Source organism: Paenibacillus sp. B46(2026) (genome assembly GCF_056786355.1).
Window position 1 is genome coordinate 6,339,776 of record NZ_CM165907.1, and the last position, 19,776, is coordinate 6,359,551.

At 47.4% G+C, this 19,776-nt stretch carries 19 protein-coding genes; 12 read left to right on the forward strand and 7 right to left on the reverse strand.

The genetic code is table 11. The features are described 5' to 3' along the window. Positions 1 to 116 precede the first annotated feature (116 nt). Positions 117 to 923, reverse strand: a complete 807-nt coding sequence (locus AC1S8V_RS28030; RefSeq protein ID WP_145324625.1) for a winged helix-turn-helix transcriptional regulator — start codon at positions 921 to 923, stop codon at positions 117 to 119. Further along, positions 899 to 1,294, reverse strand: coding sequence for a Fur family transcriptional regulator (locus tag AC1S8V_RS28035; RefSeq protein WP_145324627.1), 396 nt, complete (start codon positions 1,292 to 1,294; stop codon positions 899 to 901). The genes AC1S8V_RS28030 and AC1S8V_RS28035 overlap by 25 nt, the downstream gene beginning before the upstream one ends. A 274-nt stretch (positions 1,295 to 1,568) precedes the next feature. Here AC1S8V_RS28035 and AC1S8V_RS28040 point away from each other — a divergent pair, with 274 nt between their 5' ends. Next, positions 1,569 to 2,681 (forward strand): GGDEF domain-containing protein, encoded by a 1,113-nt coding sequence (locus AC1S8V_RS28040; protein WP_482071594.1) that lies wholly within the window; start codon positions 1,569 to 1,571, stop codon positions 2,679 to 2,681. A 126-nt stretch (positions 2,682 to 2,807) separates the two neighbouring features. Here AC1S8V_RS28040 and AC1S8V_RS28045 read toward each other — a convergent pair whose 3' ends face one another. Next, positions 2,808 to 3,746 carry an aldo/keto reductase family protein gene (locus tag AC1S8V_RS28045; RefSeq protein WP_482071595.1) on the reverse strand — a complete coding sequence of 313 codons (939 nt, stop codon included), beginning with the start codon at positions 3,744 to 3,746 and terminating at the stop codon, positions 2,808 to 2,810. A 202-nt stretch (positions 3,747 to 3,948) separates the two neighbouring features. Continuing rightward, positions 3,949 to 4,308 (reverse strand): hypothetical protein, encoded by a 360-nt coding sequence (locus AC1S8V_RS28050; RefSeq protein WP_482071596.1) that lies wholly within the window; start codon positions 4,306 to 4,308, stop codon positions 3,949 to 3,951. A gap of 482 nt (positions 4,309 to 4,790) precedes the next feature. On the opposite strand from AC1S8V_RS28050, the gene AC1S8V_RS28055 reads away from it, so the two are divergent. The 3 genes from AC1S8V_RS28055 to AC1S8V_RS28065 all read left to right on the forward strand — a co-directional run bounded on the left by AC1S8V_RS28055 (position 4,791) and on the right by AC1S8V_RS28065 (position 8,316). Then, complete coding sequence (locus AC1S8V_RS28055; RefSeq protein ID WP_482071597.1) at positions 4,791 to 6,752, forward strand: anaerobic ribonucleoside triphosphate reductase; 1,962 nt, start codon at positions 4,791 to 4,793, stop codon at positions 6,750 to 6,752. After that, positions 6,749 to 7,258, forward strand: a complete 510-nt coding sequence (nrdG, locus tag AC1S8V_RS28060; protein WP_482071598.1) for an anaerobic ribonucleoside-triphosphate reductase activating protein — start codon at positions 6,749 to 6,751, stop codon at positions 7,256 to 7,258. Before AC1S8V_RS28055 ends, nrdG begins: the two co-directional genes overlap by 4 nt. 218 nt (positions 7,259 to 7,476) lie before the next feature. Beyond that, positions 7,477 to 8,316, forward strand: coding sequence for a methyl-accepting chemotaxis protein (locus AC1S8V_RS28065; RefSeq protein ID WP_482071599.1), 840 nt, complete (start codon positions 7,477 to 7,479; stop codon positions 8,314 to 8,316). A gap of 128 nt (positions 8,317 to 8,444) precedes the next feature. On the opposite strand, the gene AC1S8V_RS28070 is transcribed toward AC1S8V_RS28065, so the two are convergent. Continuing rightward, the gene (locus AC1S8V_RS28070) at positions 8,445 to 11,267 is read right to left on the reverse strand and encodes a glycoside hydrolase family 3 C-terminal domain-containing protein (protein ID WP_482071600.1); all 2,823 of its coding nucleotides are present in this window, start codon (positions 11,265 to 11,267) and stop codon (positions 8,445 to 8,447) included. Between the two features lie 368 nt (positions 11,268 to 11,635). On the opposite strand from AC1S8V_RS28070, the gene AC1S8V_RS28075 reads away from it, so the two are divergent. The 5 genes from AC1S8V_RS28075 (at position 11,636) to AC1S8V_RS28095 (ending at position 16,086) form a co-directional block, all read left to right on the forward strand. After that, positions 11,636 to 13,180 (forward strand): FAD-dependent oxidoreductase, encoded by a 1,545-nt coding sequence (locus tag AC1S8V_RS28075; RefSeq protein WP_482071601.1) that lies wholly within the window; start codon positions 11,636 to 11,638, stop codon positions 13,178 to 13,180. Between the two features lie 296 nt (positions 13,181 to 13,476). Beyond that, positions 13,477 to 13,806 (forward strand): PadR family transcriptional regulator, encoded by a 330-nt coding sequence (locus AC1S8V_RS28080; RefSeq protein WP_482071602.1) that lies wholly within the window; start codon positions 13,477 to 13,479, stop codon positions 13,804 to 13,806. Beyond that, positions 13,799 to 14,392 (forward strand): HAAS signaling domain-containing protein, encoded by a 594-nt coding sequence (locus AC1S8V_RS28085; RefSeq protein ID WP_482071603.1) that lies wholly within the window; start codon positions 13,799 to 13,801, stop codon positions 14,390 to 14,392. The genes AC1S8V_RS28080 and AC1S8V_RS28085 overlap by 8 nt, the downstream gene beginning before the upstream one ends. Then, positions 14,389 to 15,288, forward strand: coding sequence for a DUF4097 family beta strand repeat-containing protein (locus tag AC1S8V_RS28090; RefSeq protein ID WP_482071604.1), 900 nt, complete (start codon positions 14,389 to 14,391; stop codon positions 15,286 to 15,288). The genes AC1S8V_RS28085 and AC1S8V_RS28090 overlap by 4 nt, the downstream gene beginning before the upstream one ends. A gap of 78 nt (positions 15,289 to 15,366) precedes the next feature. Then, positions 15,367 to 16,086, forward strand: coding sequence for a 3-ketoacyl-ACP reductase (locus tag AC1S8V_RS28095; protein WP_482071605.1), 720 nt, complete (start codon positions 15,367 to 15,369; stop codon positions 16,084 to 16,086). A gap of 48 nt (positions 16,087 to 16,134) precedes the next feature. On the opposite strand, the gene AC1S8V_RS28100 is transcribed toward AC1S8V_RS28095, so the two are convergent. Together AC1S8V_RS28100 and AC1S8V_RS28105 are read right to left on the reverse strand one after the other, a co-directional pair. Further along, positions 16,135 to 16,683 carry a helix-turn-helix domain-containing protein gene (locus tag AC1S8V_RS28100; RefSeq protein WP_482071606.1) on the reverse strand — a complete coding sequence of 183 codons (549 nt, stop codon included), beginning with the start codon at positions 16,681 to 16,683 and terminating at the stop codon, positions 16,135 to 16,137. Positions 16,684 to 16,708: 25 nt separating this feature from the next. Then, positions 16,709 to 17,074: a glyoxalase superfamily protein gene (locus tag AC1S8V_RS28105; protein ID WP_482071607.1), complete on the reverse strand. Its 366-nt coding sequence runs from the start codon at positions 17,072 to 17,074 to the stop codon at positions 16,709 to 16,711. Positions 17,075 to 17,302: 228 nt separating this feature from the next. Between AC1S8V_RS28105 and AC1S8V_RS28110 the strand changes: the two genes are divergently transcribed. The 3 genes from AC1S8V_RS28110 (at position 17,303) to AC1S8V_RS28120 (ending at position 19,670) form a co-directional block, all read left to right on the forward strand. After that, entirely contained in the window at positions 17,303 to 17,977 is a 675-nt protein-coding gene (locus tag AC1S8V_RS28110; protein WP_482071608.1) for an alpha/beta hydrolase, read from the forward strand. After that, positions 17,977 to 18,747, forward strand: a complete 771-nt coding sequence (locus AC1S8V_RS28115) for a DODA-type extradiol aromatic ring-opening family dioxygenase (RefSeq protein WP_482071609.1) — start codon at positions 17,977 to 17,979, stop codon at positions 18,745 to 18,747. The genes AC1S8V_RS28110 and AC1S8V_RS28115 overlap by 1 nt, the downstream gene beginning before the upstream one ends. 326 nt (positions 18,748 to 19,073) lie before the next feature. Beyond that, positions 19,074 to 19,670, forward strand: coding sequence for an SMI1/KNR4 family protein (locus tag AC1S8V_RS28120; protein ID WP_482071610.1), 597 nt, complete (start codon positions 19,074 to 19,076; stop codon positions 19,668 to 19,670). Positions 19,671 to 19,776: the final 106 nt, after the last annotated feature.

The window sequence follows — 19,776 nt, forward strand, 5'->3', positions numbered from 1 at the left end:
CTAACATGTCCCATTCATCTGTTGCATGAGGTTCACATGAGATTACGATGAGGTTCTTGATCCAATCATGAATGACGTATGAACATACGTGAGCGATAGATATAAAAAAAAGCGGACTAATCCGCCAGGCGGTAGCCCACTCCTCTTACTGTTACGATATATTGCGGCGAAGACGCGTTATCGCCCAATTTTTTGCGCAAACTTTTGATATGAACATCGACCACATTACTTCCACCCGTAAAATCTGTCTCCCAGATATCGCTGAGCATCTCCTCACGGGAAATGACTGCACCTTTGGCATCAATCAGCTTGAGCAACAGATCATACTCGGTCTTGGTCAGATGAATCCGGTTATTGTCGCGCTGCACACTCATCCGTTCACGATCCAGCCATAGATCCTTGAATCCGATACGCTGCCCTTCCTCAGGCAAAAATCCACGTTTGGGCATAGCAGGACTGTTGCCAATCATACGTTGCACCCGGTAAAGAGCTTCCTGCGGACGTGCAGGCCACACCAACAACTCTTCCTGAAGCATCGGTCCACTCGCGCTGCCGATCATCTTCTCGCCGACCAGATACAGACATGGCGTTGTGTGTTCTGCCTCCCGGTTCAATCGGCTGCTGATCCCAGCGAATGCATCGATGGTTCCGGCAACCGACAGATCATAGATCAACAGATCGAAGACAAGGCGTTCATGCAGATCCGGTTCCCAGCGGTGAAAGACCAGCACATCGAAGCAACTATCCGTCAAGGCCTTAACCAGTTCGTGTACCTGCCCAGGCATCGGGCTGATCAGAATAACACGTCGTGTAACAGGACAATTGTCCACAAGAGGTGTTGAATCGGACAAGGCGGGTTTAACCCGAATGGGTAAACGGCGGCCAGGCAGCTTTATTTTTACTTGATCCGTTTGTTTCTGCATTCCCCGCAGACACCTCCAAAGACCACATGAGCATGGTCGATTGCATATCCGGTTTCTTCAGCTACCTGTTTCATCCATTGTGGAGGAACCTCCGTCATTACCTCGTCCACTTTGCCGCACACTTCACACATAATGTGCTGGTGATCATCCATGCGGGCATCATATCGGCTTGCTGTCTCTCCGAGTTTAAGCTCCCGTATCAATTCTTTGTCCGTCAGATAACGAAGGGAATTATATACCGTACCATAGGCCAGGTTATATCCTTGTTCCACGAGTCGATTCATTACTTCAGCAGCTGTCGGGTGATCTTCCGAATGGCGCACCACATCGTATACTGCTTGCCGTTGTATCGTCAGATTTAAAGTTCTCACAACCATTTCTCCTTTATCATTAATGCATTTTATATGAAATCAGACGCTGATCTTCTACTTACAATAGTCTTCCCAGTTAAAGGGGATGAATTTTGATTTAGATTAAGTATAAATCTCATTGTATAATCAAGTCAATATCCACGCCAACAACCCGGGTATGGAATTAAAAACAAGTTTCCCAGCAATCCCCTCAAAAATTTGGGATAATATGGTTCGCTACAGCACCATTTTTCAGATAAAATATAGGGATGTGCGTAAAAAGGGGGAATGTCGGTTGTTTAGCACTTTTTTCATTAATATCTGTGTCATGATTACGTTTATGTATGTGTCCGGAATCATCGCCAAGTTCTATAGTATCCGATTGCCTTTTCCCTCGCTACGTGTTCAGATGATCGGCGGCTTATTATTCGGCATATATGGCACAGTACTCATGAACTATTCCTTCCCTCTGAACGAAAGTACTATTGTAGATCTACGGCATCTGGCCATCGTTACCGCAGCGGTATATCTTGGAGGACTGGCTTCGGTCGTTGCGGGGCTCGTTATCTCGATGCTTCGTATTCTGATGTTTGGCATATCTTCCTCTGCCATTGATGCAGGTTTTGTTATGACTTTGATCGGGCTGTCCGGTGTGTATTTCGCTTATGCTTCCTGGTCCAGATTGACCAAAATTATTACGATGAATCTGTTGGGCATGACCTTGATCTTTATCATCCTTATGCTGAACACGGACAGCATGAATTCATTAATGAAGGTATATCCGTTACAGATGACGATTTCCTTTGTCGGTGGGATCTTTATCTATTTCATCGCAGAATTTATTAATAAATCGAATGAAATGTTATTTCTTTTGGAGAGAAGAGCATCTACCGACCATCTTACCAACCTGAGCAATCGAAGACAGTTCGAAAAATCACTTCAATCAGAGCTTCAGCATGCGCGGGAATACCAACAAAAGCTGTCCTTGCTTGCCATCGATATTGACCGATTCAAAAAGGTAAACGACACCTTCGGTCATTCCGCCGGAGATGCGGTTCTGAAGCAGCTCGGACAACTGTTCGTTGAGCATGCGCGTTCCACTGATATCGTGTCTCGAAACGGTGGTGAAGAATTCGCCATTCTCTTGCTCGATTGTGGACACCGACAGGCCATGGCTATTGCCGAATCGATCCGGCAAGGGGTAGAGAAATATCAATTTGCCCTGCCTGACGGGTACACGATACGTCTAACCATCTCCATCGGTGTAGCCGTATATCCGGATCATTGTGATGACCACGATGATAACGACTTCTTCGAACAGGCTGACCGTGCACTATATGAAGCTAAGAATACAGGGCGTAACCGCGTATGTGCCTTACCACTTCGCTCTCTGCCTCTTACGTTTTAAAGAAGGTTATAACCTTTCATGCTCCACTTAACAAAAAGGGATGTCACGTTCGCCATTCAGGCGTACAGGACATCCCTTTGCTTATGGATTATTTTATATCATCCGAGCTTGTGTGCTGTCAGGAGATTAAGCAAGTATACGCTCAATCTCCTCGACAATGGCAGCATCCAGCTTCACGCCGGATGCAGCTGCATTCTCTTTTACCTGCTCGGGACGACTCGCCCCTACAAGTGCACTGGATACGTTGTTCTGGCGCAGAATCCACGCCAGGGCCAGTTGACCAACCTTCAGATCCAGCTTGTCCGCCACCTCCATCAGTTGACGAACTTTTCCGATGCGATCTGCATTGATCTTTCCTTCGTCCCAGCCCAGCTTGGCAGCACGGCTGTTCTCCGGAATATCGGAAATGGACGTATATTTCCCAGTCAATAGACCTTGAGCAAGCGGGGAGTATACGACTTGTCCGATGCCTTTGCGCTCACCCAGCGGAATAATCTCATTTTCGATATATCGGTCGAACATGTTATACACCGGCTGATTGACCACGATATGATCCAAGAGCAGGCGGTCTGCTGTACCCAAAGCAGCTTCCATCTGAGCCGCAGTCCACTGGCTGACGCCAACATACAATACTTTGCCCTGACGCACCAGGTCATCAAGCGCGCGCAGTGTTTCTTCGATCGGTGTTTCTGTATGATAACGGTGGCAGTAATAGATATCCACATATTCAGCGCCTAGGCGCTTCAAGCTGGCTTCACATTGCTCCATGATATGTTTGCGAGACAACCCCTGGTCATTCGGACCATCACCCATTTTGCCAAATACTTTGGTTGCAAGTACATAGGAGTCACGGGAGTAGGCTTTAAGCGTCTGCCCAAGCAGTTCTTCTGCTGCACCCCGTTCGTATACGTTGGCTGTGTCAAAAAAGTTAATGCCTTCATCGAATGCAGTTTCAATTGATTTCACCGCATTTTCACGTTCCACATACCCTCCGTACGTCAGCCAGCTTCCCAGACTGATCTCGCTTACTTTCAGTCCGCTTCCACCTAATCTACGATAATCCATTGATTGCATATCCTCCTCTATTGGTTATAAAGATGAAGTTCACATTCTATTGTAACGTAACCAGCTCGGAATAAAAGGGCTTAGGCTCAGAAAATGGAAAATTCAAAAGCAGAAACCAAAGAAGCGCACCTATAGCAGGTGCGCCAATTAAGATATTCCTTCATCTATCTGCTCATTTAAGGCAGCGTAATACTCAATGCATTCAACAGATCAGTTGTCTGACCGGCTTCGTCAGAACAGCATCAAAGGCTTCCGCTTCATGCAGTTCAATATGCATGCCATAGGGAACCAGGAGATGTATCCTATCCTGGATGGTAAGGTTTTCATGTCTATCTCTTAATACCAAGCTGCAGTAAGAATCTTCAAATGGAAGTTCGCTACCTTTTACAATCAATTCTTCCTTGCGATTGAATGCCTCCAGAATGACATTCGTCAAACCGTCATTCGTAGCAACAAAGATGGTATTGACCTTCAATATACCACTTAATACGTCTACAATATGGGCCGCAGCTTCCTTTATATCTTCATGGAAGCCTCTCGTAATGCCTTCTGCCGTCCCCATGATCCACCCCTCTTGTCTTAGCTGCACTATCAAATCTGTAGATCATATTGTTTAATCACGTACAAGGGTTCATCAAAAATCCGAATAGCTGTCACAATCTATACTTATATGATTAACACCGTAGCTGTATAAGAGAATCATACTTCCTACTTGTTGCCCATTTGCGGTCAAAAACAGGTCTTAAACGGATGGTTGAACAAACGAAAAATTATGGCAAATCGCCTTTTCAGATTGATCAAAGTCCATCTTGTCCGACTTCGGATATTATACTTGCAGAATAACTAGAAATTATACGCTTCCGCTCAGACTTTGGGAACCTTTATCCACAGCAATTAAAGGAAAGTCCACTTTGCCCAGTAAGTTGTGTGACCATTATCACACCCAAAAAACCACATATAGTTTATAAATGGATAATACGAATCTACATATAGTATTTAACGTGAATTGAATGATAACCAAAATCATTTTAGGAGGAACCTTACATGAACATGCTTGAGTATGCCACTCCACCGGCATCCGATCTATTATCCGACCTGGGAAGACGAATTATTGGCGCAGAAGACGCCGATACGCTGAGGGAAAATGCCAATCTGAACGGAGACTCCTTCAGCGGCAAGATGAGCAGGCTCGGTTCGGAGACCGCCAAGTGGCATGCTCTGCGTCATGTGTTGCCGGAAGAGCTTGCTCAAGCTGTGGAGAACGGGGATCTGTACGTGCACGATCTGGATCAGTATGCACTTGGAACGACCAACTGCATCTTTATCCCGTTTGACCGTCTTCTGGCTGCAGGTTTCAATACAGGTAACGGATCGGTTCGCACACCTCAGACAATCATGTCTGCCATGGCCTTGGTTGCGATCATCTTCCAGTCCCAACAGAACAGTCAATACGGCGGTGTGTCAGCCAACAAGATTGACTGGGACCTGGCTCCCTATGTACAGCGATCGTTCCGCAAACATTACCGCAAAGGCCAACGTCTCTTCGGTGAGAATGTCCTGATCGGGGATGAACAGCTTTATCTGGACAGTATCGAAGCGAAGAATCAGTGCCCGCGCGCATATGCTTTCGCCTATGAAGAGACTGAACTGGAGACAGGACAAGCTGCTGAATCACTGATTCATAACCTGAATACAATGAGCAGCCGGGCAGGTGGTCAGATTCCATTTACTTCACTGAACTATGGATTATGTACATCAGCGGAAGGTCGGTTGGTATCACGCTCGTTGCTCGAAGCAACCATCCGCGGTCTGGGTAACGGGGAGACTCCCGTGTTCCCTCAACATATTTTCCAATGTAAACAGGGGATCAATCAGGCTCAAGGCGAGCCGAACTATGATTTGTTCCGCCTCGCAGTCACCTGTTCATCCCGGCGGATGTATCCCAACTTTGTCAATGTGGATGCCTCCTTCAATCTGCCCTTCTATCATCCGGAAGATCCGGATACGATCATCGCCACCATGGGATGCCGTACACGTACACTGGCTGATCGGTTTGGACGCAATCGTCAGAGTGGTAAGGGGAATCTGTCCTTCAACACCATTAACCTGGTTAAGCTCGGCATCCGGTTTGGCATCTGCCAAGGCAGCAGAGCCGTTGCGGATCGGGCAGGATTCTACACCGCACTGGAATCCGTGATGCATAATGCTGCTAACGGTCTGTTACATCGCTACCGAATCCAGACCACGCAACCTGCCAAAGCATCCGATTTCATGATGCGGGAGGGTGTATGGGAAGGTGGAGAGCAGCTCGCTCCCAATGAACCCGTTGCGAATCTGCTGAAACACGGCACGTTATCCCTTGGTTTTATCGGTCTCGCTGAATGTATGACAGCTCTCTATGGGCGTCATCATGGGCAGGACACTCATGTACATCGCGAAGCGCTGAACATTATTCGGACCATGCGAGAGTTCTGTGATCGGATGAGCGAGCAGCATAACCTGAACATCACACTGTTTGCCACACCTGCTGAAGGGTTGTCCGGCAAATTCACGAAGATCGACAGAGAGCGTTATGGCCTCATTCCTGGAGTTAATGATCGGGAGTATTATACGAATTCATTCCATATCCCGGTCTATCATACCCTTCCGGCTTATCGGAAGATTGAACTGGAGGCCCCGTTCCATACGTTATGCAATGCGGGTGCAATCTCCTATGTGGAGCTTGACGGGAACGTTCGAGCCAACACCGCAGCTTTCCTGCGGATCGTGCAATATGCACTGGCACAGGATATCGGATATTTCTCCATTAATCACCCAATTGATCGCTGCCCTGCATGTGGTTATGAAGGGGTCATCGGGGATGTATGTCCAGGCTGCGAAGCCCACGAGAACCATGTCCACTTCCAGCGTTTGCGCCGCGTAACGGGTTATCTGACCGGAGATTACAAAGTACGCTTCAATGCTGCGAAGCAGGCCGAAGTGCGGGATCGGGTGAAGCACCGGTGAATCTGTATGGTTACATCCCGGAATCGGTGAATGAAGGGACAGGCCTGCGCGCCGTGTTGTTCATCAGCGGATGTCGTCACGCCTGTCCGGGCTGCTTCAGTCCGGATTCATGGAGCTTTCGAGCGGGTGAGCCCTTTACAGAGGAGCGGCAGCAGCAGATTCTGCATGAAGTGACGACCCATCCCTTGCTGGATGGCGTTACGCTGTGTGGTGGTGATCCCTTTTTCTCGGCAGCAGAATGTACGTCCTGGGTTCAGCAGCTTCGCGCTGCACGTCCTGATCTGACGGTGTGGGCTTACACGGGATTCGAATATGAAGAGCTGGTCACCGACCCTGTGAGAGCGGAGCTTGCCCGGTTATGCGACGTCATTATCGACGGACGATATGTTGAAGCTGAACGTGATGTCTCCCTGCCCTTCCGCGGCAGCCGGAATCAGCGTTTGATTGATGTCCGTGCGACAATAGCCTCTCAGACCATCGTTACAATACAGATCAGTATGCTATAACATTGATTTTATTCCCCTTCACCAGCTAGCAAGGCATGGGTCCCCGCGGACTCGTGTCTTTTTGGCGTATAGCCGCCTTTTTTTAAAGAAATAAGTTTTATCCATTCTCTCTATTTTCTTCTCTATTGCATGACGATATATTATATAGGTAGTTAGTAATTTAGCATTTTAAAATTTAACCGTTTACATAAGGTAGCCAAGGAGGATTAACCTTTAATATGGATATTGTTCAAGCATTAATTACATGTATGCCGTTCTTTCGAGACACCATCCGTCAGGATGTAACCCTGTCCATTATTGATCATGAGAAATTCCTATATTTCTCAGCAGGGGAATCGTTAAAACAACTGAATTATCAACCCGGAGACCCTCTGTTGGATGGAAATCGAAATTTTGCAGATCTGAACGGGGGTACAGTCAAACGATTCGATCACTACCCTAAAGATTTATTCGGCATTCCTTTTGACGTGGCTTTTATTCCAATCAAAAATGAACAAGGTGAAGTCATCGCCCTGTTTAACCTGCTCTACAGTATGGATGACCAGGAGCAACTGCAACAACTCATGGATGCTACCGAAAATCTGACCAACCAGTTAATTGACAGTGTACAGCACGTAGCCGCACACTCCGAGGAACTCAGTGCCACAACCGAAGAGATCCGGAACAACTCCAAACAGGCCGTACAGAAATCAGGCAATGTAACTCAAGTCGCCAGCTTCATTCGTGAAATCTCCGAACAGACCAATCTGCTCGGCTTGAATGCAGCTATAGAAGCTGCACGTGTAGGGGAAGCCGGTGCAGGTTTCGGCGTTGTTGCCAAAGAAATTCGCAAACTGTCTGTCGATACCAAGGAAGCGACGGCCCGTATTGAGGACTCTCTTCTCTCGGTCCGGCAATCCATTCAGGGCATGGAGAATGAACTCGGTGAGATTACTGCAAGCTCCCAAGAGCAGGCTGAACTCGTAAACAATTTCATGAGCACAATTGAACAATTGAATGAAACCAACAAACAATTGAAGCAATTTGTACAAAAAATGATTTCGTTTGACGGAAAATAAAAACACGATTCATATCACAGCATTTTGCATAATTCGAATCCTACCGCTCAGGGGATTTATGCAAATGCTCATCAAACAACAAGAAAAAGCCTCCGAATGCATTCGGAGGCTTTTTCTTGTTGTTTGAATTAGCGAATCTCGAAGTGACTGATGCGTATGCCTGCGGACAGCACAATGTATACATCCTGCGCACCTGCTACATCTGTGAGTTCAGCCTTAACGGTAGACCACTGCTGAGCTTCACCTTGCGCCAGTTCCGCACGTCCTGCGAGCGTACCTTCTGGTGAACCGAATCGCACTTCCAATACAGCGCCTGCTTGTTCTGCGGATACACGAGCTTCAATTGCTGCTGCCCCACTACCCAGATCGGCATCCTTGAAGGCAATCCATCCCTGCTCTCCAACTACATGGACAGCACTTCCGCCCTCTTTGCTCTCATCCAGATCAACACCCAGGTAAGCATCATAATTCTCGGCACGAGTAGCCACAGCCAGATTACGAGCAGGGATTGTCTCTCCTTCTACCGTCAAGTCTGCAACCAGCTGAACATCGGAGGATGACTTGGCAACCATAATAGAGTAAGTTCCACTTTCCACGACATACCGATCACGAGTTACATCCCAGATGGCCAGTTCCTGAACAGGCAAGGTGAAGCTGACTTTTGCTGTAGCTCCCGCTTCGATATGAAGACGACGGAATCCTTTTAACGTTTTGAGTGGACGTTTCACCCGGGATTTGCCTGCACGAACGTACAACTGTACAACCTCATCACTGGCAATTGAACCCGTATTGGTTACATCTACAGTTACCGTAACGCTGCCCTCTGTACCCACTTGAGTTGGGCTAAGTTCCAAATTGCTGTATTTAAACGTTGCATACGTCAGACCATGTCCAAACGGGTACAATACATTACCTTCAAAATATTGATATGTCCGACCGGATTGAATGATATCGTAATCCTTAATGTCGGTCAGTTGATCTGCTGATTGTACCCATGTCATGTTCAAACGGCCTGCTGGCGCATAGTCGCCATAGAGTACGTCTGCTACTGCGTTACCCAGTTCCTGTCCTGCGTGTGAAGTGTACAATACCGCCGGGATGTTCTCCTGAACCCAATTCGATGTGAATGGATAGCTACCCACGATGACCACAACCGTATTCGGGTTCGCGGCATAGACCGCCTCAACCAGACGTTGCTGGGATTCGGCCAGATCCAGACTTGGACGATCGATCTCTTCTTTACCATTTACAAGCGGATTATTACCCACAAAGACAATTGCCGTTTCCGCAGCCTTGGCAGCTGCTACTGCTTCCTCAAGTCCATTCACAATAATATCCTGCTTGAACGTCTCTGTGGCACCGAAGGTTTTCAGTTCTTCGGACACCGCAAATGCATCGTTTCCACCATTAGGTGCAGTCACCGTTTTGCCATTCCAAGTGGTCAGACCTACACTGCCGTCCTCTTGTGGCAACAGGTGGAATACTTCCTTCACGAACCAGCCGTACACTTCATCTGCGGAAGCCGTTACGGTCTCTTCATCTGTGGTCAGATATTTGCCGTTGCTTTCCGCCTGCAAGGTATAACTTCCGAAGCCCCAGTCGGACACCATAAACGTCTCCGCTTTTCCCGAAGCAATAACAGATGACTTCTCACCAGCCGCCAGTCCAATCTTCTTCCCATTGGCTACGGAAGTTAACGTAATGCGGTCATTTCCATCCTTGAACGCTACTTTATCGCTGCCTACTTTACCACGGATTGCTTCAAGCGGAGATACGTTATACGGCATGGTGCCTGCATACCAGTCACGATAGACGGTTCCTCCCAATTGACCAATGACAGCCACTTTACCTGCTTTTGTTTTGTCCAACGGGAGTGTGCCTTTGTCATTCTTGAGCAGTACCACTTGTTCTCTCGCGGCTCTGAGCGACAGTTCTTTTGCTTTCTCCGTCATCATGGACTCTTCACCAATAGCAGCGTAAGGATTACCCTCTTCCGGATCGAACTCGCCCAGACGGAAACGCACACGGAACGTATTAAACAATGCTTTGTCGATGTCATCCATCGTGAGTGTACCTTGTTCCAATCCTTCACGCAGCGCCTGCTTGGACAGATCAGCATCATCGGTGATGCTGTCAATTCCGGCTTTCACGGACTCGACCGTACCCGGTGTATGGGAATCATAGTATTTATGATCGTTCTTGATGCCCATCACATCGCCTGCGTCACTAACAATGAAACCATCCATGCCCCATTCGCCTTTGACAATCTCGTTTACAAAAGGATGCAACAACGCTGGTGTACCGTTAATGGAGTTGTACGCCGTCATCATGGACTGTGCGCCGCCTTCCTTAAATGGCTTCTCAAACGCTTTCAGATAATATTCACGCATGTTGCGCGGATCAATGCTGGACGAACCGCTTCCACGATCGACTTCGTTATTGTTTGCAAGAAAATGCTTCAAGGTAGCTACCGCTTTGTAATACTTGGGATGGTCGCCCTGAATCCCTTTGACCAATGCTGTCGTCAGCTCGGCTGTCAGTTCCGGGTCTTCACCATAAGCTTCTTCATTCCGTCCCCAGCGCGGGTCACGTTCCATATCCACTGTAGGTGCCCACAACGTAAGACCGTTCACTGCCGGATTGCGTTTATAAAATACACGTGCCTCGTCTCCGAGCACGGAGCCGATCTCCTTCATCAGATCTGCATCCCATGTGCAGGCTAGCCCCACCGGTTGTGGGAAAGATGTTGCTTCTCCAAGCCAGGCCAAGCCGTGGGCCGCTTCTGTTCCGTGTTTGTATGCAGGCACACCCAAGCGATCTACTGCTGGCTGATATTGCAGCATGGATTCAATTTTTTCATCTTCAGTCAAGCGGGATACAAGGTCCTTCACACGGGTGTCTAACTCTAGTGCTGTATCTTGAAACGGATATTTCGTTTGGTTGGTCGTCATATGGAATCTCCTTTGGTGATCGGTAGTTGATTGAAATGATAGCGAATACATATCTTATGAAAAAACGGGGGTTAATTCGGATGAATTCGTTCTTCCGATGGATCGATTAATCCTTTTATAATCAACGTTTACAAGTGTAAAACTCTATCTCCTTTTCAAAATCTAAAACGATTTCGGTAATTCTATCATATAGCATGTTTAACAAAAAAAACAGAGGTTCTGTGCAGGAAATTGTGAACATCCCCCTGCAAAATCTGAATCGTATCGTTTTTTTCTGGAACAGTCTGGCAATCATGAATAAGAGTATTACGACTTGTGATGAACAATATCCCATTCGATAGATTGAAGATAATCAAGGAGGAAGAAAAATGAGCGACAACCAGCAGCCCAAGACGGGTTTGCCCCCGGTCCCGGAATCACTGTGGCGTGCGACGCATGAATTCGATAGCTATCCGAAACTGACAGAAGATATTACCGCTGATGTGGCCATTATCGGTGCAGGTATTGCCGGCATTACTACAGCCTATTTGCTGGCGCAGACGGATATGCGTGTGGTCGTGCTGGAGGCCGGAAAAGTACTGGATGGTACGACCGGCCATACCACGGCCAAGGTATCTGCCCAGCATGGTGTCATATTTGATGAAATTATGCATCATTTCGGACAAGAACAGGCTCGGATGTACTATGAAGGTAATGCCGATGCCGCGAAGTGGATGCGCAATCTGGTGAAGGAAAAACAGATTGATTGCCAGTGGGCAGAGGAAGATGCCTACGTCTACATTCAATCAGAGGAAAACATTAAAAAACTGGAGATCGAGCTGACCGCGTATGGCAAACTCAATATTCCTGGTGATTGGGTCGATCCCCTTCCCATTCCAGTTCCCGCCAGAGCAGGCATTCGCATGCCGGGTCAGGCACGATTTGATCCGCTGGCCTATCTTCACTACTTGCTCGATTCAGCTGTGAAACAAGGGGTACAGATCTACGAGCATACGACAGTTACGGATGTAGAGGAAGACGCTTCACTGCATGTACGAACCTATGGCGATGGCCCATCCGTAACCGCGGAACATGTTGTCGTGGCTTCTCATTTCCCCGTCTATGATCCCGGATTTTATTTCACGCGATTACACGCGGAACGATCCTACGCCGTATTAGTCGAACCGGAGAAACCCTATGATGGCGGTATGTACATCTCGGACGATAAACCGTACCGCTCCTTGCGTACCGTCTTACATAACGGAAAGGAACTTATTCTTTTTGGCGGCGAAAATCACAAAACCGGACAAGGCATCTGCACCTTCGGTCATTATGAACGCCTGGAGCAGTTCGCAGCGGAGACATTTGGCATTCGCAACATTCCTTATCGCTGGTCAGCCCAAGATCTGATCTCCATTGACAAGGTGCCCTACATCGGACCGATTACCGGAAGACATGAACGCGTCTATGTCGCGACTGGATTTGCCAAATGGGGTATGACAACGGGTACCATGGCCGGTCACATTCTCGCAGATCGCATCACCGGACGTGATAATCCACATGCTGAAGTATTTGATCCAGCAAGATTCAAGGCAGATCCTGGCATGAAGAACTTTATTGTGGAGAACGCCAATGTAGCCAAGGAATTAATCTCTGGTAAAGTAGGCATTGTGCACAAAAAGGTTAGTGATATTGGCGAAGACGAAGGAGCTGTCGTTCGTCATAATGGCAAACGGGCTGGCGCCTATAAGGACACTAGTGGCAAGCTGTTTCTAGTGGATACCACCTGCACCCATCTGGGGTGCGAAGTGGAATGGAACGAGGGCGAGCGTTCATGGGATTGCCCATGCCATGGTTCCCGCTTCGATTATGCAGGCCATGTCATTGAGGGCCCTGCTGTGGAAGACCTTAAAGTTCTGGACGCCCAGGATTAACCGACATTTAGGAGTTAATACGTAAACCGCAGATACAAAAATTCATCTCACAGACCGGATCGGAATCCGCCTCCAGACGGAAGTAACCGATCCGGTTTTTGCGTATGCTGAATTATAGCTAAACAAACTGTTTCGGCTGCGCATCAACATCAAACAAATAGATATGGGGTAAATCGTGACATGGAACTATTTTAAAATCACTACCTTGCATTAAACAGTACTGAATGCTATGATGAATCCACCACTACTGAACAATACACACTAGTGATAAATGAAGCTATTAAGGAGGAACCTGTGTGAATGTGAACATCCAGTTCAAAAAAGGAGTATTGGAGCTGTGCGTCCTGGTATTAATTAACCGCCAGGATCGGTATGGCTACGAACTGGCTCAGGCGGTCTCCAAACATATTGAAGTTGCTGAAGGTGCACTGTATCCCTTGCTTCGCCGGCTTGTGAATGACGGTTACTGCACCACCTACCTGCAAGAATCAAGCGAAGGACCGCCGCGCAAGTATTACCGACTATCCGATACAGGTCGCGACTACATGACGGCACTGACGACAGAATGGAATGAATTTGTGCGCAATGTCGCAAATCTGATTGAGGAAGGAACCCCTAATGAATAGACAACAATTTATGAAAGCCATGGAAGTTCATCTACGGCCGATGGACCCATTCGAACGGGCTGAGTTGCTCGCCGACTATGATCAACATTTCGAGCTTGGACTACGAGAAGGCAGGCTGGAAGAAGAGATCGCTCGGGAACTCGGACAGCCGGAAGAGATCGCCAAGGAAGCACTCGGTGATCGGTATGACATCCATACACCGGGTTCAGATGCGTTCTATGCACCAACGTATCAAGAAATGCGGTCACCTAGAAACAGCACCAGAGCCACTCGCAAATTTTTCACAGCCATCGGCCTGTTATTCCTGAATCTGATTCTTGGCATTCCTCTTGGTCTCATGATGTGGTCGGTATGGCTTGTTATTGCCAGCCTATCCTTGCTGGTATTGGCTCCTGTGGCAGCGGTTGTGGATTTCGTATTCCTGAGCCAACTCGATAAAGCAGAGATCTTCGTTGCGATTGGCGCATTCGGTGTCGGCATTTTGTTTGCCATCGCATCCAAGTACGTTTTTAAAGCCTTCAAAATTGTCACTCTTCAATACGTTAGATGGAATAAAAACACGATGAAAGGAGATGTTTCCGCATGAGTACCAAAAAATGGATTGCTTTGGCCGTGATATGTATTGGAATCGGTTTGCTCGGAACATCTATCTATGGAGTTCAGTTCGGAGATGAGCGGGAGAACTACTCCAAACGATGGGATTTCAAAGAGGATGAACTGCAGAACATTATCATGAATGCTAATTTCAGTGCGAATATTGAATTTGTCGTAAGCCCGGATTCGAACGGTTATATCGAAGTGGATGGCAAATGGGACCCTGCCGTAGTTAAAAGCTTCGAACAAGCCACCTTATCCAACGGCACATTCCAACTGTCTCAGACAGAACGTGATCGTTTGCAATTTTTCACCCTGTATTGGAATGATCAAGACTCCACAATAACCGTTGCCCTGCCTGAAGGACACCAATTAAATGAGGTTAAGCTGGACTCCTCTTCAAGTGACTGGGATCTGACAGGTCTAAATGCCAATCAGCTTGAGCTGAATAATACCTCAGGTTCCATACGTCTGGAAAACATCAAGGCGCCCAATATTGAATTGGTTCTAACTTCTGGCGACATTAACGCTTCCATGATTGATGGAGACATGACCGTGAAACAGACATCCGGAAGTCTCACTGCTGATCAGGTAGTAGGTCATGTAAACAGTGAGATTAAATCAGGAGATATTGAGATCACTGAATTAAACGGCGCAGCCGATGTTCAATTCACTTCGGGTAGTATTCATATTGAACAGTCCCATTCCGGCCCGATTAATGCGTCTGGAACATCAGGAGATATTTTCATTCAAGTTGCACCTGATTTTGACGGAATCTATGACGCTAAGGCTACTTCCGGAAGTGTAGATGTACCTGAATCCCCAATGGTGAGCCGGGAATTAATCAAAGCTCGTACCTCTTCCGGGAGCATCGAGATTACCAAATAGTGATGAAGCAAATTTCCGAACTGTGGGTAATATAGTATAATTAAATGCTAGTCCAAAATCTAAGGAGGAATAAGCCACATGGAACTTAAAAATAAAACAGCAATCATTACGGGTGCCGGTAAAGGTATCGGCCGTGCCATCGCCGAAGCACTTGCCAAAGAAGGGGTGCACCTCGGGCTTATTGCACGTACCGCTTCCGATCTGGAGGCCCTTCAACAGTCCCTCAGTCAGGAATACGGCGTGAAAGTAACCAGTGCTGCAGCAGACATCTCGGATCGTACGCAGGCTGAAGCCGCTGTAGCAGCCATCGAGATGGAACTCGGTGCGGTGGATATCCTCATCAATAACGCAGGAATAGGGAAGTTCGGTTCGTTCTTGGAAATGGAGCCAGAGGAATGGGAACGCATTCTGCATGTTAACGTTATGGGTACATATTACGTCACACGTGCTGTCCTTCCAAGCATGATCAAGGAAAGTAGCGGCAGCATTATCAATATTGCTTCCACTGCAGGTGAGCGCGGATTCGCTACAGGTTCGGCATACTGTGCATCCAAGTTTGCGCTACTCGGCATGACTGAATCTCTGATGCAGGAAGTGCGCAAGTCCAACATTCGTGTAACGGCGCTGACACCAAGTACAGTGAATACGGAACTCGCGACCAATGCAGGACTGAAAATCGGGGACGAAGATCGCATGATGCAAGCGGAAGATGTAGCTGAACTTGCACTGGCAACGCTCAAGCTGTCCGACCGTGTATTCGTCAAAGCCGCAGGCATCTGGACGACCAATCCGCAATAGGCCGCATGAGATAGATAAAGGTGGGAGGGGGCATAGGCTCCCTCCTCTTTATGTATCCCACAGATGATCCAAACCCAACTCCTTGGACACAGCAATCAGTACGACCGCAGGTTCTTCACCGATATTGGTCACTTCGTGGGGAACGATGGCATTCCAGGTAAACGAATCACCCGCTTCGAGAATTTCCACATCTTCGCATTGCTCCGCACGAATCTTGCCCTGCAAGACCAGGTGGCTCTCCTCTCCTGCATGTTTGCTAACCCCGGTCGAAGCACCTGGCGGTAACTCCACAATGGACATACGCATCGCACCTTTGGCTGTAAGCTGCTGCACTTTGATCTGTCCGCTTCCCGCCGTCGTTTCCTTGCGCTCGTTCTTACGCACCACGTTCATCCGTTGCTCCGGTGTCAGCAGCAAATAGGGAAGTGGCACTTCCAGATAATCCGCAATACTTTCAAGCGTAGCAATGGAAGGTGACGTTTTGTTATTTTCCACGTTGCTGATAAAACCTTTGGACAACCCGGTTCCCTCGCACATCTGCATGATGGTAATCTGTTTCTGTTTACGGATCGTACGAATAGCCAAGCCGATATCCATATCGCGTCCCTCCCCTTCTATTGATTTATTCGGCGCGTGCCTCAGCAAATATAATCCGATTGCCGAACGGATCCGTCACGGTCAACTCCCTTGAATTCCAAGGCGTCTCCTCTATACCGGGCCTCGCATGTTTGTACTCTTTCTGACGCAGTGCACCATGTAAGGCATCCAAGTTATCCGTCTCCACACGCAAGGCAGCTCCAGGTGTACAATCTCCATGATGTTCGGACAGATGGATCACGATAGAATCGAGCGAAACCTGCATATATAAGGGCATATCTTGCTCAAATCGATGTTCCCAATCCAAATGGAACCCCAAATATTCAAGGTAGAATTCTCTGGCCTTGTTTTCATCAAATATCCTCAGAATAGGCACGATACGCTTTAACATCCTGATCACGTCCTTGGGAATAAGATATGAATCCTTCGCAGTCGCTTATCTATTAACTGTTTTTAACTTTTCTTATAAATAACATATATTCATCATACAAAAAAAGTATTGACCCTACAATCAAACCATGATAAATTTTGTTCATAAATAAGAATATTTATTTCATATTAGCAAACTTTATTGTCAGAGCGATATATTAACTCAATCCTCATCAGGTGGGTGTTTTCAATGAATTCTCCTTATATACATGAAGTCCGATTACCGTCTCATTACAATCCAGATCAACGTTATCCCGTAATTTTCTCCTTACATGGCATGGGATCAGATGAACAGGATATGCTTCGTTTAATGGAGCCCCTGCAGTCTGATTTTATTATTGTCGCTATCCGTGGGCCTATCGTTCAGGGTGGAGGTTATGCTTATTTTCAGATCAAAAGCATTGGCAATCCCATCCGCGAATTATATGATGCCTCCGTGTTGGGACTGCAACAATTGATTGTTGATCTTTCCGCCCAATATGCTATTGATCCTACGCGGCGTTATATCGCCGGATTCAGCCAGGGCGCCATTATGGCGATGACCCTATCGCTGGTGATGGGAGATGCAATTAAAGGTATTGTAGCCATGAGTGGATACATCCCGCAATTTGTAAAAGACGAGTACACGCTGCAACCCGATTCGGAGCTATCTGTGTTCATCTCGCATGGAGATCAAGATCATCTATTCCCGCTCCAACTGGGTGAAGATAACGCCGATTTCTTCCGTCAACATACCGATCACGTCACATATGTACCTTACAACGGTGGGCACCAGGTGACCCCTGATCTATACCAACAATTCCAACACTGGCTTCGGACGGATGCAAATCTGACTGCCGAAGACCCGAAAGGACTGAATGCATAATGATGCCATCCCTGTTTATTGCTCACGGTGCCCCATCACTGGCACTGGAGGAGAATGCCTATACTGAGTTTGTGCAAAAACTCGGACAAGAACTGCCGAAACCCAAAGCAATCGTATTGTTCTCTGCTCACTGGGAATCCACAACCCAGCTTGTATCCTCGGTAGCCAATTACGAAACCATTTATGACTTCGGCGGTTTCCAGCCTGAACTGTATCAGATCAAGTACCCGGCTCAAGGACAGGCAGAGACTACTGCCGAAGTGGAGCGTTTATTTGCAGAAGCCGGGATTCCGGTACAAACGGATGATGTTCGTGGCCTGGATCACGGCGCTTGGGTCGTTCTGCGCCTGCTCTACCCGGATGCGGATATTCCCGTAATTGCCTTGTCCGTGAATCGCTATCTGACAGGTGAGCAGCAATATCAGGTCGGACAAGCGCTCGCTTCCTTGCGTGAGCAAGACATTCTTGTCATTGGCAGCGGCGGAACCGTCCACAATCTACGTCGATTGAACTGGGAAAGTAACGGCGTTGACCCGTGGGCATCAGAGTTCGACAACTGGCTGTATGACAAGCTGGTGAGTTGGGATACGGAGTCCCTTTTTGCCTATGACAAGCTGGCCCCTTCAGCTCCAGCCGCGGTGCCTACCCCGGAGCATTTTGTACCGCTGTTACTCGCCATGGGTGCGGGAGATCAGAACAAGCGGGCTTCACTACTGTTCAAAGCCTATCAGTATGGCAACCTCAGTTTGTCCTGCTGGAAGTTTGATTAAAGAGGACTATATAAAAGGTTAGTACTACTTATATAGTAGATAAATAATTAGCGTGGGTTACAGGGATTGTCCCTGTAAACCACGCTTTATTTGTTGTTAGGAGCGACTTTCATGAAGGTTGTAGAAAGTGGTTTGGGATGGAGCCAGGTGTGCTGATTATGCAACAACCGCCTTTGAATAATGGGACCATTGTAGTACGTAAGCAAGGACTCCGGTTTCTTGTGTGCTTTTCCGGATTATAACTATAATATGAGGTGAAATCAGGCACAGATTGCTCGCATATCACTCACCATGTTATCTCAATAGCTCATACGGAGGGGATTTGGATGTCAGAACAGCGTATATATGAATTGATGGATGAATTGGATGAATTGCTAGAGGAAAAGGTACAGGATGAGGAAAACCGGGAGCTCTTAGAGGCATATCGCGAGTTTGAAGGCGTAACGGATGAGAAGCTCGACGCATTCGAGCGTGAACAAGGTATTCGATTGCCTGCTGATTTTCGTGCGTTTTATAAACGTAAAAATGGGAGCGGTTATGCCTTTCACGTCTTGTACCCAAGCCTTGAGGAAGGACGGGAATCCGAGCCATTTTACCTGTTATCCCTGGAAAAGATTCAAAAGGAGCAGTCCACGCTGGTGGAGAACCGCATGGATAATTATTATACCGAAGAAGAGATCCGTGAGCTTGATCCCCGAATCAAACCCTACCTTTTTCAAAAAAAATGGGTTACGTTTGGCATGCTTGGAGGAGGCTCACTGTATCTGATGTTCGACTTTGATCCTACAGAGCAAGGAACATATGGGCAGATTATTATGTACGTGCACGATCCGGATTTTATATACTACGTGGCCGGGACGTTTACAGAACTCTTGGAGCAATCCAACCGGAACTTACGTGCTTTGGAGGCCATTGAGTACTGAGATACATATGATGATATGACCTTTTTTGCATAATGCTGGGATATGTCAAAGCGGTTATAATAACATTTAGTGGAAATGCACAACCTATGTAGATGAGGACTACCTT

Excerpts from the sequence above, each read along its gene's own strand:
- AC1S8V_RS28030 (WP_145324625.1), bottom strand. The coding sequence starts at position 923 with ATGCAGAAACAAACGGATCAAGTAAAAATAAAGCTGCCTGGCCGCCGT.
- AC1S8V_RS28045 (WP_482071595.1), bottom strand. The coding sequence starts at position 3,746 with ATGGATTATCGTAGATTAGGTGGAAGCGGACTGAAAGTAAGCGAGATC.
- AC1S8V_RS28050 (WP_482071596.1), bottom strand. The coding sequence starts at position 4,308 with ATGGGGACGGCAGAAGGCATTACGAGAGGCTTCCATGAAGATATAAAG.
- AC1S8V_RS28055 (WP_482071597.1), top strand. The coding sequence starts at position 4,791 with ATGAACATGCTTGAGTATGCCACTCCACCGGCATCCGATCTATTATCC.
- AC1S8V_RS28065 (WP_482071599.1), top strand. The coding sequence starts at position 7,477 with ATGGATATTGTTCAAGCATTAATTACATGTATGCCGTTCTTTCGAGAC.
- AC1S8V_RS28070 (WP_482071600.1), bottom strand. The coding sequence starts at position 11,267 with ATGACGACCAACCAAACGAAATATCCGTTTCAAGATACAGCACTAGAG.
- AC1S8V_RS28075 (WP_482071601.1), top strand. The coding sequence starts at position 11,636 with ATGAGCGACAACCAGCAGCCCAAGACGGGTTTGCCCCCGGTCCCGGAA.
- AC1S8V_RS28085 (WP_482071603.1), top strand. The coding sequence starts at position 13,799 with ATGAATAGACAACAATTTATGAAAGCCATGGAAGTTCATCTACGGCCG.
- AC1S8V_RS28090 (WP_482071604.1), top strand. The coding sequence starts at position 14,389 with ATGAGTACCAAAAAATGGATTGCTTTGGCCGTGATATGTATTGGAATC.
- AC1S8V_RS28095 (WP_482071605.1), top strand. The coding sequence starts at position 15,367 with ATGGAACTTAAAAATAAAACAGCAATCATTACGGGTGCCGGTAAAGGT.
- AC1S8V_RS28100 (WP_482071606.1), bottom strand. The coding sequence starts at position 16,683 with ATGGATATCGGCTTGGCTATTCGTACGATCCGTAAACAGAAACAGATT.
- AC1S8V_RS28105 (WP_482071607.1), bottom strand. The coding sequence starts at position 17,074 with ATGTTAAAGCGTATCGTGCCTATTCTGAGGATATTTGATGAAAACAAG.
- AC1S8V_RS28110 (WP_482071608.1), top strand. The coding sequence starts at position 17,303 with ATGAATTCTCCTTATATACATGAAGTCCGATTACCGTCTCATTACAAT.
- AC1S8V_RS28115 (WP_482071609.1), top strand. The coding sequence starts at position 17,977 with ATGATGCCATCCCTGTTTATTGCTCACGGTGCCCCATCACTGGCACTG.
- AC1S8V_RS28120 (WP_482071610.1), top strand. The coding sequence starts at position 19,074 with ATGTCAGAACAGCGTATATATGAATTGATGGATGAATTGGATGAATTG.